The organism is Ruegeria sp. SCP11, assembly GCF_040329455.1.
GTDB classification, from domain to species: domain Bacteria; phylum Pseudomonadota; class Alphaproteobacteria; order Rhodobacterales; family Rhodobacteraceae; genus Ruegeria; species Ruegeria atlantica_E.
Genome location: NZ_JBDZYG010000001.1, coordinates 596,416 through 611,451 on the forward strand (window position 1 = coordinate 596,416; position 15,036 = coordinate 611,451).

The following is a 15,036-nucleotide window of genomic DNA, read 5'->3' on the forward strand; positions in this document are numbered from 1 at the left end:
CAAATGAAGATGGCTGCATCTACTACCGTTTTCGTTTCGGCCTTGATGAGGTGCTTGGGTGGCTTGCAGACGGGGGGTCCGTCGACAAAACGCAGCCGAGTTTGTTGAACGGTTAGAGAGTTTTAAGGTTTAAGCGCCTGCCGAAACACGAGAAAAAGAGGCCTTTGTGCCTCTTTTTCTTTTTTCTAGATATCGACAGCTGCCGAGAAATAGCTGCTCAATCGGGGCTGAAGCCAGGCCCACAAACCCGGAGCACCCCTGTGAACGGGGATTCCCACCCGCTGTTCGATTTGCGCATAGGTTACATCGTAATCTTTCCAAGAGCCGCCACCCGTTTCAAGATTTCCCACCGGCGCCTGAAATCGGTCAATTGCCTTGGCAAATTGGGCGTCGGAACTTTCGGCGGCTTCGAACTCCCGCCACAATGACAAGAACGCGGATTTTTGATCATCGGGCAGGAGACCGAACAATCTTTCTGCCGCAGCATTTTCGGCGGCCTCTTGAGCTTCATGATCGACCTGACCGTGTATCGGGTGGTCGCCAGCGTCGATTTCAACGATATCGTGAAGCAACAACATTTGCAGAACCCGATCGTTGGAAACGTCAGGAGCGGCATGTTCGGACAGAATCCAAGCATAGAGCATGATATGCCAAGAATGCTCGGCCGAATTCTCGAACCGTTCACCGTTCAAAAGGCGTGAGGCACGACTGACCGATTTCAATTTATCACTCTCGGCAAGGAAGGGGAGGCGATCCGAGAATGGAGTGTCAGCAGGAGGGGTATATTCAAGTAAGCTACGGGCCGCCTCGAAAGCCTGCGGAAACTCGGTTTTCAAATAGGCTGCACGACCGCTGCTCAGGTTTTCCTCAACGATTGCTCGATGTTCTGGCATCGAGTTGGACGCGCACAGAACTTGAAACATTGGCTGGCAGCGATCGAGGTATTTCGCAAATTTCGCATCGGGCGTTTCGTCGGCCTCGAACTCTTGCCACAGGGTGAGGCATTCCAACCTGTGATCATCGGGCAAAAGCCCGAACAGTTCGGCTGCCGCGGCTTGCTCTGACCGTTCGACGGCTTGCCAGTCTGTTTGCAAATGGATCGGATGGTCGCCGACGATGATCTCGACCAGATCGTGAAGCAACAACATCCGGATAACCCGGTTGATGCTTACCCGCTCACTGGCCAAGGGTTGCATCACCAAAGCCCACAAGGCTAGTTGCCAGCTATGTTCGGCCGCATTCTCGGGTCGGGACTGGTTCAGAAGAAAATTTGCACGATTGACTGACTTCAGCCTGTCCGCGCATTTCAAAAACTCTAATTGCGCGGACAGTCTATCGGTCATTGTTTTTCGATCGCCTTAACTTTTGAACGGTGTTCTGACAGTCTTTGAATTACAAATTTACGCGCTTTGCGCTCTGCCAAACGCACGCGAATCTCAGTCAAGAACGCCTCTTCCAAGGTTTGAGAGGACGCGCCCAACAAGTCACCCACTTCAACAAAGAAACGGTCGTCGCCGGTTTCATCCATCACTTTCATCGTGTCCTCGGCCAGTTTGGCGGCAAGGGTTGTGATGGTATCGGACATCAGCGTGTGTTCTCGGTCAAACGGCGCTTCACATAGTCGCTAACATCGGTGATCAGCGTGTCCATGTGACGATCCTGGAAGAAGTGATCCGCACCTTCGACCTCATTATGGGTGATGGTGATGCCCTTTTGCTCGTGCAGCTTGTTCACAAGCGAGACGGTGTCGGCTGGCGGCGCGACGCGGTCGGCTGAACCATTGATGATCAAGCCCGAAGACGGGCAGGGTGCCAGGAACGAAAAGTCGTACATATTTGCCGGGGGCGACACGCTGATAAAGCCTGTGATCTCGGGCCGACGCATCAGAAGTTGCATACCAATCCACGCGCCAAACGAGAAACCTGCCACCCAGCAATGCTTGGAGTTGTTGTTCATCGACTGCAGGTAATCCAGCGCCGATGCTGCGTCGCTCAGTTCACCTACGCCCTGATCGTATTCGCCTTGGCTGCGGCCCACGCCGCGGAAATTAAAACGCAACACGGTAAAACCCATGTTGTAAAACGCATAATGCAGATTGTAGACCACCTTGTTGTTCATGGTCCCGCCGAATTGTGGATGCGGGTGGAGCACGATGGCGATCGGTGCGTCTTTTTCCTTTTGCGGGTGGTAACGGCCTTCCAGGCGGCCTTCGGGTCCGGGAAAAATCACCTCGGGCATGTGTGCTTTGGTCCTGTCTTTTTCTTCTTGGCGCCGGGATATACTTGACGGTTATCGTCAGGCACCTTAGAACGGTTCTAATTAAGATGCGTTGCGCAAAGCGCTGCCCGTCGGAGATACGCACTGGCAACGGCGGCGTCAATGTTTTCGCGCGGTACCAGCCAAGAGGAATAGAGAATGAAGCTTTCGACCAAGGGTCGTTATGCAATGGTTGCATTGGCCGATATTGCACTTCAAGCCGACGATGCCCTTGTGACGCTGGGCGAGATTTCAGAACGTCAGGATATCTCTTTGCCTTATCTGGAACAGCTATTCGTCAAGCTTCGCAGGGCCGAGCTGGTGTCTTCTGTGCGCGGCCCAGGCGGAGGATATCGTTTGGCGCGGCCTGCATCAGAAATCCGCGTGGTCGAGATTCTGGGAGCCGTAGATGAAACCGTTGACGCCCTGCAAAAAGGGGCGGGTGCTTCGGGCGCTTCTTCCGGCAGTCGGGCGCAATCGCTGACAAACCGCTTGTGGGAGGGCCTGAGTGCCCATGTATATGTCTTTCTGCACCAGACGCGGCTGTCTGATGTGATCAAGAATGATCTGGCTCCGTGCCCCGCAGTTCCCAGCCTTTTTTCCGTTGTGGATGAGTGAGACGATGCATTTGGCCTCGCAAAACGTGAAAGAATTTCGCATTCGCGAAAAGGTGAATCTATGATTCGTATTTACCTGGATCACAACGCTACAACTCCGCTGCGTCCTGAAGCCCGTGAGGCGATGATCGCGGCGATGGATGTGTGCGGCAATCCGTCCTCGGTTCATTCCGAGGGCAGGGCGGCAAAGTCGCTGATTGAACGAGCGCGCGCGCAAATCGCATCGGCGTTCGGCGCGGATGGAGCGGACATTGTGTTCACTTCAGGCTCGACCGAAGGGGCAGCGCTTACGCTTGGCGGTCGTGACCTGCATGGGGCCGCTGTTGAGCATGACGCCGTAAGATCTTGGATAACAGAGGATTTGACCGTGGACTCCTCTGGTCGAGTTCAAGTGATTGATCCTGCGAATTCGACTTTGCAACTTGCCAATTCGGAAACCGGGATCGTTCAGGCGCTTCCTTCGGGGCTGGCGGTGACCGATGCAACGCAGGCCTTTGGAAAGCTGCCAGTTGCGTTCAACTGGTTGGATTCTCAGATGGCGTTGATTTCGGCGCATAAACTCGGCGGACCTAAGGGGGTTGGTGCTGTCGTTATGAAGCGCGGCACGGATTTGCCAGCCCAGATTAAGGGCGGCGGGCAGGAAATGGGCCGTCGTTCCGGAACGGAAAATGTCATTGGAATTGCGGGGTTCGGGGCTGCAGCTGAAGCAGCCGCACGAGATTTGGCCAATGGCGTTTGGGAGCAGGTCAAAGAATTTAGAAATATTCTAGAAAAGGCCCTTGAGGCCAGTTCTAAATCTACTATTTTTGTCGGGAAAGATCAGGACCGCCTGCCCAATACCCTCTGTTTTGCCACCCCTGGTTGGAAGGGTGAAACCCAGGTGATGCAGATGGACCTGGCGGGTTTTGCGATCAGTGCGGGTTCTGCCTGCTCCAGCGGCAAGGTTCGTGCCAGCGCGGTATTGACCGCAATGGGGTATGACGAGGTTACAGCGGCCAGCGCGATCCGCGTGTCGCTTGGGCCTCGGACAACGGAAGAAGATGTGCTGCGTTTCGCCGAAACGTGGCTTGAAAAAGAGAAAAAGCATCGCGCGCGCGCCGCGTGATCTGACGGAGGGTGTCATATGGCCGCTTTGGACCAGACCCAGGTAAAAGAAGGTGTCGATCAGGAAACCGTGGACGCGGTGCGCGAGGTTGGCACATATAAGTACGGCTGGGATACCGATATCGAAATGGAATACGCGCCCAAGGGTGTGAATCCGGATATCGTCCGTCTGATTTCGGAGAAAAACGAAGAGCCCGAGTGGATGACTGAATGGCGTCTTTCGGCCTTTGAGCGTTGGACCAAGATGGATGAGCCGTCGTGGGCAATGGTCAACTACCCTGAGATCGACTTTCAGGACCAGTATTACTACGCCCGTCCAAAATCGATGGAGGAAAAACCGAAATCGCTGGACGAGGTCGATCCCAAGCTTTTGGCTACATACGAAAAGCTGGGGATCCCACTGAAAGAACAGATGATTCTGGCCGGTGTTGAAGGCGCTGAGGATGCACCAGCCGAAGGCCGTAAGGTCGCTGTTGATGCAGTGTTTGACTCGGTTTCGGTTGGTACGACTTTCCAGGGCGAACTTGCAAAACACGGCGTAATCTTCTGCTCGATCTCTGAAGCGATTAGAGAGCATCCCGAGCTGGTAAAGAAATACCTTGGGTCGGTTGTTCCGGTCTCGGACAACTTCTATGCCACGCTGAACTCGGCCGTGTTCTCGGATGGGTCCTTCGTCTACATCCCACCGGGCGTCCGCTGCCCGATGGAACTGAGCACCTATTTCCGCATCAACGCGGAAAATACCGGTCAGTTCGAACGCACGCTGATCATCGCAGACAAGGGCTCTTATGTGTCGTATCTGGAAGGCTGTACCGCACCTCAGCGCGACACCGCACAGCTACACGCGGCTGTGGTCGAAATCATCGTCGAGGAAGACGCCGAGGTGAAATACTCGACCGTGCAGAACTGGTTCCCCGGGGATGAGAACGGCAAGGGTGGCATCTACAACTTCGTGACCAAGCGCGCCGATTGCCGGGGTGATCGGTCCAAGGTGATGTGGACGCAGGTGGAAACCGGCTCGGCCGTGACTTGGAAGTATCCGTCTTGCATCTTACGCGGCAATGAAAGCCAGGGTGAGTTCTACTCGATCGCCATCACCAATAACTATCAGCAGGCCGATACCGGCACCAAGATGGTTCACCTAGGCAAGAACACCAAGTCGCGCATTGTGTCCAAGGGCATCAGCGCGGGTAAGGCGCAGAACACCTATCGTGGTCTGGTGTCGATGCACCCGAAAGCCAAGGATAGCCGAAATTACACCCAGTGTGACAGCTTGCTGATCGGCGACAAATGTGGGGCGCATACGGTTCCGTATATCGAGGTCAAGAACAACTCCTCGCGCGTTGAGCATGAGGCGACAACCTCCAAGGTTGACGACGATCAGCTTTTCTATTGCCGTCAGCGCGGCATGGACGAAGAAGAGGCCGTGGCGCTGGTCGTCAATGGCTTCTGTAAGGACGTTCTGCAGGCCCTGCCGATGGAGTTCGCCATGGAAGCGCAGCAGTTGGTGGCAATTTCACTCGAAGGCTCTGTCGGCTGATGACGCGAACACCCCGAAACGGCATCCGAAAGGATGATGTGCTGACCTGGCTTGGGTACGCCCTGCCTGTTTTGGGCGGCCTTCTTGGGGTGGCCTACGTCAACATCTTCTACATGGACTTCATCAACCCGGTTTGGGCGGTGGGCATCGGGGCAATCCTTGGTTGGGTTGCCGCACGTCTGATCCGCAAAGTGCTGGGATAGGAATTTATCGGGGCCACGACGCCCCTTGCGAGATGCAAAAGGAAAAAACATGCTGGAAATCAAGAACCTGCACGTACAGCTTGAAGAAGAAGACAAGCAGATCCTCAAAGGTGTGGACCTGACGGTTGAAGCCGGGAAGGTACACGCGATCATGGGGCCGAACGGCTCGGGCAAGTCGACGCTCAGCTATGTACTGTCGGGCCGCGATGGTTATGAAGTGACCGAAGGCTCGGCCACTCTTGACGGCGAGGACCTGCTGGAGATGGAGCCGGAAGAGCGCGCCGCAGCCGGTGTATTCTTGGCATTCCAGTACCCGGTTGAAATTCCGGGCGTCGGCAACATGACCTTCCTGCGGACCGCTGTGAACGCTCAGCGCAAGGCACGTGGGCAAGAAGAACTGTCCGCCGCCGATTTCCTGAAAGAAGTGCGCGCTAAAGCCAAATCGCTGAAAATCGATGCGGATATGCTGAAGCGCCCGGTGAACGTCGGGTTCTCGGGTGGTGAGAAAAAGCGTAACGAAATCCTGCAGATGGCGATGCTGGAGCCAAAGATGTGCATCCTGGATGAGACCGACTCGGGTCTCGACGTGGATGCGATGAAGCTGGTGTCGGAAGGCGTGAACGCGCTGCGTGACGAAGGCCGGGGTTTCCTTGTCATCACGCACTATCAGCGTCTGCTGGACCACATCAAACCTGACGTCGTCCACATCATGGCGGATGGCCGGATCGTGAAATCCGGCGGCCCTGAGTTGGCGCTGGAAGTTGAACATAATGGTTATGCCGACATTCTGGCCGAGGTGAACTGATGGCTTTGCCGCAAGCGAAACAGACCGCAACCGAGGCGCGGTTGGCGTCTCTGACCATGCCCGATCCCGGCTGCACGAAGACAGCTCGTGACGGGGCGCTCGCTCGTTTGCGCGAGATGGGTCTGCCCGGGCGTCGTGACGAATACTGGAAGTACACTCAGCCTGACACGCTCATTTCACCCGAGGCAATAAAGGCCGCTGTGTTCGACTCAGGTGAACCAATGGTGTTCAACGATGTCGATCGCCTGAAAATCGTGTTTATCGATGGCGTCTTCAGCCCCGAGGATTCGGACGATCTAACCCTTGAGGGAGTAAAGATCGATCGGCTCGAAGATATCTGCTGCAAGGATATCCATTGGGCGAAAGAGTTGTACGGCAAACTGGAAGAACGGGGCCAGACCCCGGTTCAGCGACCGCTGGCAGCACTGAACACAGCCTATGCGACTGATGGTGTCGCGATCCACGTAACCGGTAAACCGTCCAAGCCGATCAACTTTGTGTACCGCCATGAGTCGGTGACTTCGGATGCGATCCTGCACCATGTCATCCGCGTGGAAAGCGATGCCGAAGTGACAATTCTGGAAAATGGTCCGGCGGCGTCTCGCTTCAATAAGTGCATGGAAATCGATATCGCCGACAATGGCACTTTGCATCACATCCGGGCGCAAGGTCGGGACCATGAGCGGCGTGCTGCCACCCATATGTTCACCCGCTTGGGTCAGGAATCGACCTACAAATCGTTTACCCTGACCGCGAACGGCGTTCTGACCCGAAATGAGCAGGTCATCGAATTGACAGGTGATGATGCCGTGGCCCACGTGGCAGGTGCCTGTGTTGGAGATGGTGACTTCCACCACGACGACACCGTTTTCGTCACCCATGACGCGGTGAACTGCGAAAGCCGTCAGGTGTTCAAGAAAGTGCTGCGCAACGGCGCGACCGGCGTATTTCAGGGCAAGATCCTTGTGAAGGAAGGCGCACAGAAAACCGATGGCTATCAGATCAGCCAATCGCTGCTGTTGGATGATGACAGCCAGTTTCTTGCCAAGCCCGAGCTTGAGATCTACGCCGATGACGTTGCCTGTTCGCACGGCTCGACTTCGGGCGCGATTGATGAGACGGCTTTGTTCTATCTGCGGTCGCGGGGCGTTCCGTACAAGGATGCCACAAACATGCTGACGCTGGCGTTTTTGGCCGAGGCGGTGGACGAGATCGAAGACAGCGAACTGGCTGAGGAGATCGTGACCCGTCTGGAAGGCTGGCTGGCGCGGCACAGCTGATGCCTCTGACATCGGATATCGTGGCCACTTACCGGGGGCCGGGGCGTGTGGTGCGCCGGCTTCTGGACTTGGGCGAACGTGAGGACAGGGCGCTGATCTTCGTTATGGGGTTCTGCGTCGTGGCGTTCATTGCGCAGCTTCCCAGCCTAGCGCGTCGGGCTCATTTGGAAGGGCTTGAACTTAACATGCTGATGGGCGGCGCCTTGCTGGGCACTGTCATCATTCTACCGCTGTTCTTTTATGCGCTAGCATTCGTATCCTATGGCGCTGCCCGTCTTGTGGGCGGTCGGGGTACGTCTTATGGCGCGCGGCTCGCTCTGTTCTGGGCGCTTCTAGCGTCTACGCCTCTGCTGCTTCTGAACGGTCTGGTCGCAGGTTTCATCGGGCCCGGTCCGGCATTGACCTTGGTGGGCGCTGTGTGGCTTGGGGTTTTTATCTGGTTTTGGCTGGCTGGCCTCAAACAAGCACAAAGGTCCTCTGAATGAATACCATGACTTTGGGCAGCCTTGCGGTTCTAACCCTCACCAACCCAGCAGAGGCTGCCCGACGATTGCTGGAATATCGACTTGGGCGCGAGGTTCTGTGGTTGGGCTTTTGTCTAGCCGTTATCCTGAATGCGCTGGTTCAGTTCGGGTTCGAATATCTTCTGCCCGTCCCGGACGGCATGGATGCTCCGCCGCCCGAACCGATTTTTATGAGCCTGATCCGCTCGGGCACGCTAATGATGTTCAGTATCGCCGCATTTCTGTTTGCGGGGCGTTTGTTGGGCGGACGCGCCACCTTTAACGAGATCATGACGTTAACGGTCTGGCTGCAGTACCTACAGATCACGGCAATGTTCATTACGCTTCTGCTGGCGATTGCCATTCCGTTTCTGATGGTGCTGTTTTTGTTCGCCACGGCAATAGTGAGCCTTTACGTCACGCTTCATTTCCTCAATGAAGCGCATAAATTCGGGACGCTCTGGAAATCCTTTGGGGTCATTGTGCTGTCGGCTCTGGTCGCCGTGCCTTTTGTCCTCGCAGTGACACCCAGCGCCCCGGTATAGGGACAAGAAAACCATGTATGACGTAGAAAAAATCCGTGCAGACTTTCCGATCCTGTCGCGTGAGGTGAACGGTAAGCCCCTGACCTATCTGGACAATGGTGCTTCGGCGCAGAAACCACAGGTGGTGATCGACGCGGTAACGCGGGCCTATGCCGAGGAATATTCGAATGTGCATCGCGGCCTGCATTTCTTGTCCAACCTCGCGACCGAGAAGTATGAATCTGTTCGTGGTACGATTGCCAAGTTCTTAGGTGCGGCGAATGAGAACGAAATCGTACTGAATTCGGGCACGACCGAGGGGATCAACCTTGTGGCCTATGGCTGGGCGATGCCGCGTCTGCAGGCGGGTGATGAGATCGTCCTCAGTGTTATGGAGCACCACGCTAATATCGTGCCCTGGCACTTCTTGCGGGAACGTCAAGGCGTTGTCTTGAAATGGGTGGATATAGATGCGGATGGTGGGTTGGACCCGCAGGCCGTGATTGATGCGATCGGCCCAAAGACCAAGCTTGTGGCTGTTACCCAGTGCTCGAATGTTCTGGGTACAGTTGTGGACGTCAAGGCGATCACCGAAGGCGCCCATGCCAAGGGTGTTCCGGTGCTGGTTGATGGCAGCCAGGGTGCGGTACACATGCCGGTCAACGTTCAAGATATTGGTTGCGACTTCTACGCGATCACAGGTCACAAGCTCTATGGCCCGTCAGGCTCGGGCGCGATCTACATCAAGTCCGACCGTATGGCCGAGATGCGCCCCTTCATCGGTGGCGGCGACATGATCAAAGAAGTCAGTAAGGATCAGGTAATCTATAACGATCCGCCAATGAAATTCGAGGCCGGAACGCCTGGCATCGTACAAACCATCGGCTTGGGTGTGGCCCTGGATTACATGATGGATCTGGGGATGGAGAACGTCGCCGCTCATGAAGGCGCGCTGCGAGATTACGCAATGCAAAAGCTGACCGGCCTGAATTGGGTGCAGGTTCAGGGAACACGCCCGGACAAGGCTGCGATCTTCAGCTTCACGCTGGACGGGGCAGGGCATGCGCATGACGTTTCTACGATTCTCGATAAGAAAGGTGTCGCTGTACGCGCTGGTCATCACTGCGCTGGACCGTTGATGGATTTCTTGGGCGTGACCGCAACTTGCCGCGCAAGCTTTGGTCTCTACAACACCAAGGGTGAGGTCGATACGCTGGTTGATGCGCTTGAACTGGCGCACGATCTCTTTGCGTGAAACCTGACCGATCCGGGAAGATTTGCAGTTGCACCCGGATCGGATCAAGGATAGCTAACGGCCAAGGCACCTGTAGCTCAGCTGGATAGAGCGCTGCCCTCCGAAGGCAGAGGCCAGAGGTTCGAATCCTCTCAGGTGCGCCATTGAAATCAACAACTTAGCACCAACTCTTGGGGTCACTGGATCACCCCCGCCTATGAAACGGCCCACGTTTCAGCGCCTTGATAGGATTGTTGATCGCTTCCATCGCTGATTCCTGACAGTAGGGTGAGTGGTGCCTATACACCCGCTCAATGGTGTCGGTGGAGGTGGAGAAGAAACTGGCGTCCTCCTCGATGGTTGCGCCGTTCTGCATCGCCCACGTGATCGCGGTGTGCTTCGGGAAAGAGGCGGTATGCCGTGGAATGTAGCAGCCTCAGAGGCAGTCTGCTTAAGGGAAAACAACCTCAAATCAAAAGAACAATAATAAACCCCTTGGTTTTTGGGCTCAGTTTCTCAAACGCCACCCCCCTCTTGTTGAGGTCGAAACAATCCCAGAAGGAATGGCAGAGGTTCAAAATTCAGTTGATTTGCTTCGTGTAACACTCACAACCTATCTTAAGATTCGAAAGACAAGTTAATACATGGATTATTCTGGCCATTCAGAAGGAACGAAACCCTAGAAGAGTACATCATCTGAAACGTGTCAATACAGAAGGTCAGCGCCGTTTTGGATTGGGCATGTCCGCTTAAGATAGAGGCATCGGAATTTTCCTCGAGTCCTACTCCGCTCCCTACTTTTATTTATGAGCCAATTCAGCTTGTGAGTCGCAAGTCCTTGACCGCAGACCGCTTCTTTTTTCGAACAAGCTTTAGAAATGGAGCTTCTATAAAGCGATAGAAGAGAACTGCCACCAACATCATAACAAGGAACTCTGCCATAAACACCACAAACAAATTGTTCGTGATCTTAAAGAGCAAAATTGTTGAAGCAGTTAGAAGTAGCGGGTGTGTGATGTACATCGCAAAGCTGGCATCACCAAGCAGCTCGCCCATTCGCCATGACATATCCACTCTTGCTCCCAAGAACACAAGCACAGCACAAAAAACTCCAAATGTGGAAACGGTTAATAACGTATACTTCTCCTCACCGAGAAGCGCCCCAAAGCCAGCAGATATTAGGATGCCGATCAAAAACACAGAGGAAGGAACGCTGAACTTTAATAATTTTCTGTCAGCAACTCCGGTTAGTACACCGAGGAGAAACAGAACGTTGGCTTCCGAGAAAGCCGTAACCAGTAAAATCTCCTCTGGCGACGATGCATCCAATGGGAAACCTGTTGGAACTAAAATTGAACCAACCGCCCACAAACATAGCATAACAAAGAAAGCTCTCTGAGAGAAAAAGAATACCCCAAACATAAGGTAGAAAAGCGCCTCATGCCTTAAGGTCCAAATAACTTGAGGATAAGGTTCGCACAATGGGAGTATGAATGATGCGCTGAGCCAACTGCAAAAGTCTCCACCAGAGGCCTCTACACCAACTACCTTCCCAAGTTGCGCCATTACAACCCAGACACTTGCAACCAGGAGAGTGAACGGTACTATTCTAATCAATCTTTTATAATAGAAATTATAAAGGTAATTCCAACCGCGGCCATCAGAACTATGAGCATGGTAAATAATGTACCCGCTAAGGACAAAGAAAAGGCTTACCCCCCTTGCACCTAAATCAATTCCATCAAGTGGCATAGCCACACCAGATCGCAAAGAGATTTGCCCTAATATATGTTCAATGACCACTGCAATTGCAGCAATTGCACGAAGGTACTGAAGACCCTGAAGTTTTCGTTTTTCAAATTGCGTCACACCTGACCCCTGTAATGAAGTGCTATATTTTTATCTCGTAAAAACTTATGAAACCTCAAATGGTATCATCAAGAATGTTGGGTGTACCGACTTCCCACGAGCATTATACCCATTATGCTAATCATGATGATGCCGATAAATTCCATTGCTGACATTAATGCGCCGCGAGAGACAAAGAGTGCACTTCCAGCAATAACCACTGAAACAAAGAAGCTAAAGTTGGGGATTGATGCAACCCGAATGTTTCTATCAATTGCAGCGATCCATCTTCCAACAACGTACATAAATCCGATTCCAAACCAACCGAAGTTCATAAATGCCTCGCCGGGCAAAGGCATTGCAAGGTTTGGGTTAATTGTTCCCACCAATTCTGCTGCAAGCCTTCCAGAGTGTACCGGCTTGTCCACCCATATCTGGGGTGGGACAAATGCGAAAATTGACGAGACCATACCAAAGCCCCACGAAACCCCCTCAACCTGAACGTAATAAATGCCCTGCAAAACATTTTGAACTCCATCAAAATCCCCAGCGGCAAAAAAAGCTTGCCATTGGCCTGCGGTCAAAGTGTTCCACTGGTCTGCAGACCGGCTAAAAACACCAATCAACGGATAGACGACTATCGTTCCGAAAAGAAGAAGTAAGAAGAATGTTGTCTTCAATTTTGGAGAATTAAACGAAAAGAAAATCAATGCGAAAGAGACTATAAACCCCATAACACGCCATCTGGCTGAGTTTAGCGGATTTACAAAGATTAGAAGGGTTGCGGCGCTTAAGATAAACAATACCATAAAAACTCTACGGTTCTGCCTGTGTTCGCTATGTCGAGCGAAATACCCAGCTACAAGACCAACAGCAAAAAGAACTAAAGAGACTCGTTTGAAGACGCCGAATGTATTTCTTCCCTCTTCTACTTTACTGCTCAGTTCTATCCTTGGCATAGTTATTATGCTCGGTCCAATCCATGCAAAAGCACACAGGCATAGAAGAAACAAAATCACCAATACCCAAAAAATTCTTTTCTCGGAATATCTAGCTATTTCTGTCTTTTGGTTACCAGAAAACGTTAAGCCTCGTATAATTCCAAGGTGCAGAGCGAAAGAGGCGAGTAACAACAAAGCCGATGTTTGGAACATCAAATTGTCACTATATATACGAAATCCAGCAACCCATGGAAGAAGACCAACGCTTAGATATATAATGCCGGGTAAAATCATTCCGAAAGCGTTGTAATAGCTGACCTGTATGCATGCGATCCCTGCGTTTCGATGGCTAATATAATGAAATATTGCCCAAATATTCACAAGAAATGCACCGCCAAGCAGCAGGAAATTCACATTTAAAAGTATAGCGCCTTCAAATATAGTGAACTGCAGTACGGTCGTGGTAAAAATTGCCAAAAACCCTGCTAGTACAAAAGAGGTCAAACTTCTTTCTTTTATTTTCATTTTTTCTATCTTTGCACAGCATTTCCAAGGAGTTTCCTTGGTCACGATCAATCGCGCCGCCTTTCTATCGCCGCTATTGGAGACGAGCAACAACGAAGGCTCATATAATCCGCGCAAAAAGTAGCAAAAAGGCAACAAACTACGACACTGGTAAGAGTAGTGTGACTTTGACATCATTTTGCGCAGTGTCTGCTCTTTTGCTTGGAGCGCAGTCTTGAGCACATGGTTAGTTCAACTGCCGGCGACTGTACGCGCCCCATGTTCTTTCGATAGGGCATGCACATTCGGAACAATGAAGCATTTCTCTTAACCTGAAAAAGCGCTCTTTCAGGGGCATTGATCGTGTTCGAGAGGTTGCACAGCGTGTTCTGTCTCGGCGGTAGGTTGAGCAAAACTCACATTTTGGTCTTTTAGTGAGCTCAACCTGTTTAACTGGTGGTATCAGTGGGCCTTGATCTCATGGGATGCGCACAGCCTGAGTTAGTTGGTTCCAATAGGGTGGGTGGTAACGTTTTGAGGTATCCGTGTCCCTATGTCTAAGAGGCTATTGAGAGGAAGGTTTATGCTTATCGGATATGCCAGGACGTCAATCTTGGATCAGAGGTCGGGATTTGAAGCACAGATTGAACAGTTAGAAACTGATGGCTATGAAGGGGTTTTCAGGGAGTAGGTTTCGTCTGTCGATGTGACAGCAAGAGAATAGCTTACCTTTGCGTTAGAGTTCATACGTGAGGGAGATACCTTGGTCGTTACAAAACTAGACCGTCTGGCCAATTCATTGGTTCACCTGTTGTCGATCCTAATGGAAATTGAAGGTAAATCTGCTTCACTCAAGATCATCAATCTTGGCATCGATACATCCACGCCCACAGGCAAGCTGATGCTTACAGTTCTAGGTGGTATCGCTGAGTTCGAAAGAGGCATCATGCTTGAACGCCAGAGGGAGGGGATTGCTGATGCAAAGACGCTCGGGAAATACAAAGGCAGGAAGCCCACAGCCATGGCAAAATCAGATGAGGTCAGAAAGCTTAAGGCAAAGAGTGTAAGGGCATCAGAGACAGCGCAACGCCTAGGGATAGGCAGGAGTTCTGTCTATCGGATTTTGGCTGACTGAAGCGATGCAATCTAGGTGTTTGGGTGAAAGTGCAGTCAAATTGGTCACAGAACTGTTTTTGGCTTAAAACTAAGGGGATAGGGCGTGGCAAAGAAGTAGTCATCTACTATCAGTTCTGCCAATACGAAAAACTAAAGAGAAGATAATAGCTGCGGATGCAAGTACCGAGTACTGGCAAAGTACTTTCCCACTGCTTGCTTCAAATCAAGGGCAAAGCGACATGGCCCAACCGAATTCTGTTTGACCTCCACAAAAAGTAGTAAATCTCACTCCTTGTGTATCCTTCAAGTCTGTACGGTTGGCTTTGACGCTAACTGGCGAATGCTTTCGTTTTGCAACCTGTGCTGTACCCATTGGCGATGAGGCGAGGCAAAACGTTTATCTGAAGTGTTTTTCAAACCAGTATCCAGTCGACAAACTCGAAGTCTAGGTAGTCTGTTCTCAAAGGTTCCCCAGAATCTTGAAAACCCGCGATCTCGATCACATCACCGTTGGAGAGAGACACGTCTGAGATGGTGCGCTCGACAAACGATGAGCTGTTA

14 protein-coding genes, 1 tRNA gene and 1 pseudogene are annotated in these 15,036 nt (G+C 52.3%); 11 read left to right on the plus strand and 5 right to left on the minus strand.

All coding sequences use genetic code 11. The features are described from left to right. Positions 1–185: 185 nt before the first annotated feature. From ABLN94_RS02970 to ABLN94_RS02980, 3 genes are read right to left on the minus strand one after another with little or no spacing between them, the layout of a single operon-like run. Positions 186–1,343: an HD domain-containing protein gene (locus ABLN94_RS02970; protein ID WP_352988938.1), complete on the minus strand. Its 1,158-nt coding sequence runs from the start codon at positions 1,341–1,343 to the stop codon at positions 186–188. Beyond that, entirely contained in the window at positions 1,340–1,585 is a 246-nt protein-coding gene (locus ABLN94_RS02975; protein WP_170497479.1) for a hypothetical protein, read from the minus strand. The genes ABLN94_RS02970 and ABLN94_RS02975 overlap by 4 nt, the downstream gene beginning before the upstream one ends. After that, positions 1,585–2,238, minus strand: a complete 654-nt coding sequence (locus ABLN94_RS02980; RefSeq protein WP_170497481.1) for an alpha/beta hydrolase — start codon at positions 2,236–2,238, stop codon at positions 1,585–1,587. Before ABLN94_RS02980 ends, ABLN94_RS02975 begins: the two co-directional genes overlap by 1 nt. A 177-nt stretch (positions 2,239–2,415) precedes the next feature. Between ABLN94_RS02980 and ABLN94_RS02985 the strand changes: the two genes are divergently transcribed. From ABLN94_RS02985 to ABLN94_RS03030, 10 genes are all read left to right on the plus strand, one after another. After that, positions 2,416–2,874, plus strand: a complete 459-nt coding sequence (locus ABLN94_RS02985) for an Rrf2 family transcriptional regulator (protein WP_170497483.1) — start codon at positions 2,416–2,418, stop codon at positions 2,872–2,874. A gap of 60 nt (positions 2,875–2,934) precedes the next feature. Then, the gene (locus tag ABLN94_RS02990) at positions 2,935–3,978 is read left to right on the plus strand and encodes a cysteine desulfurase family protein (RefSeq protein WP_352988942.1); all 1,044 of its coding nucleotides are present in this window, start codon (positions 2,935–2,937) and stop codon (positions 3,976–3,978) included. 18 nt (positions 3,979–3,996) lie between these two features. After that, a complete protein-coding gene (gene sufB, locus ABLN94_RS02995) occupies positions 3,997–5,517 on the plus strand; it encodes a Fe-S cluster assembly protein SufB (protein ID WP_352988945.1) in 1,521 nt (506 codons plus the stop codon). Further along, positions 5,517–5,720: a hypothetical protein gene (locus ABLN94_RS03000; RefSeq protein WP_352988948.1), complete on the plus strand. Its 204-nt coding sequence runs from the start codon at positions 5,517–5,519 to the stop codon at positions 5,718–5,720. The genes sufB and ABLN94_RS03000 overlap by 1 nt, the downstream gene beginning before the upstream one ends. A gap of 49 nt (positions 5,721–5,769) precedes the next feature. Continuing rightward, positions 5,770–6,525: a Fe-S cluster assembly ATPase SufC gene (gene sufC, locus ABLN94_RS03005; RefSeq protein ID WP_170497491.1), complete on the plus strand. Its 756-nt coding sequence runs from the start codon at positions 5,770–5,772 to the stop codon at positions 6,523–6,525. Next, positions 6,525–7,805: a Fe-S cluster assembly protein SufD gene (sufD, locus tag ABLN94_RS03010; RefSeq protein ID WP_352988951.1), complete on the plus strand. Its 1,281-nt coding sequence runs from the start codon at positions 6,525–6,527 to the stop codon at positions 7,803–7,805. The genes sufC and sufD overlap by 1 nt, the downstream gene beginning before the upstream one ends. Continuing rightward, positions 7,805–8,290: a YIP1 family protein gene (locus tag ABLN94_RS03015; RefSeq protein WP_352988954.1), complete on the plus strand. Its 486-nt coding sequence runs from the start codon at positions 7,805–7,807 to the stop codon at positions 8,288–8,290. Before sufD ends, ABLN94_RS03015 begins: the two co-directional genes overlap by 1 nt. Beyond that, entirely contained in the window at positions 8,287–8,853 is a 567-nt protein-coding gene (locus ABLN94_RS03020) for a Yip1 family protein (protein WP_352988957.1), read from the plus strand. The genes ABLN94_RS03015 and ABLN94_RS03020 overlap by 4 nt, the downstream gene beginning before the upstream one ends. A gap of 13 nt (positions 8,854–8,866) precedes the next feature. Next, the gene (locus tag ABLN94_RS03025) at positions 8,867–10,087 is read left to right on the plus strand and encodes a cysteine desulfurase (protein ID WP_352988960.1); all 1,221 of its coding nucleotides are present in this window, start codon (positions 8,867–8,869) and stop codon (positions 10,085–10,087) included. 66 nt (positions 10,088–10,153) lie between these two features. Then, positions 10,154–10,230 (plus strand) — tRNA-Arg (locus ABLN94_RS03030). Between the two features lie 652 nt (positions 10,231–10,882). On the opposite strand, the gene ABLN94_RS03035 is transcribed toward ABLN94_RS03030, so the two are convergent. Together ABLN94_RS03035 and ABLN94_RS03040 are read right to left on the minus strand one after the other, a co-directional pair. Continuing rightward, on the minus strand, positions 10,883–11,935 hold the full coding sequence (locus ABLN94_RS03035; RefSeq protein WP_352988963.1) for an acyltransferase family protein: 1,053 nt from the start codon (positions 11,933–11,935) through the stop codon (positions 10,883–10,885). 68 nt (positions 11,936–12,003) lie between these two features. After that, on the minus strand, positions 12,004–13,425 hold the full coding sequence (locus tag ABLN94_RS03040) for an oligosaccharide repeat unit polymerase (RefSeq protein ID WP_352989008.1): 1,422 nt from the start codon (positions 13,423–13,425) through the stop codon (positions 12,004–12,006). A 517-nt stretch (positions 13,426–13,942) separates the two neighbouring features. Here ABLN94_RS03040 and ABLN94_RS03045 point away from each other — a divergent pair. After that, positions 13,943–14,494 (plus strand): annotated as a pseudogene (locus tag ABLN94_RS03045) (recombinase family protein). Positions 14,495–15,036: the final 542 nt, after the last annotated feature.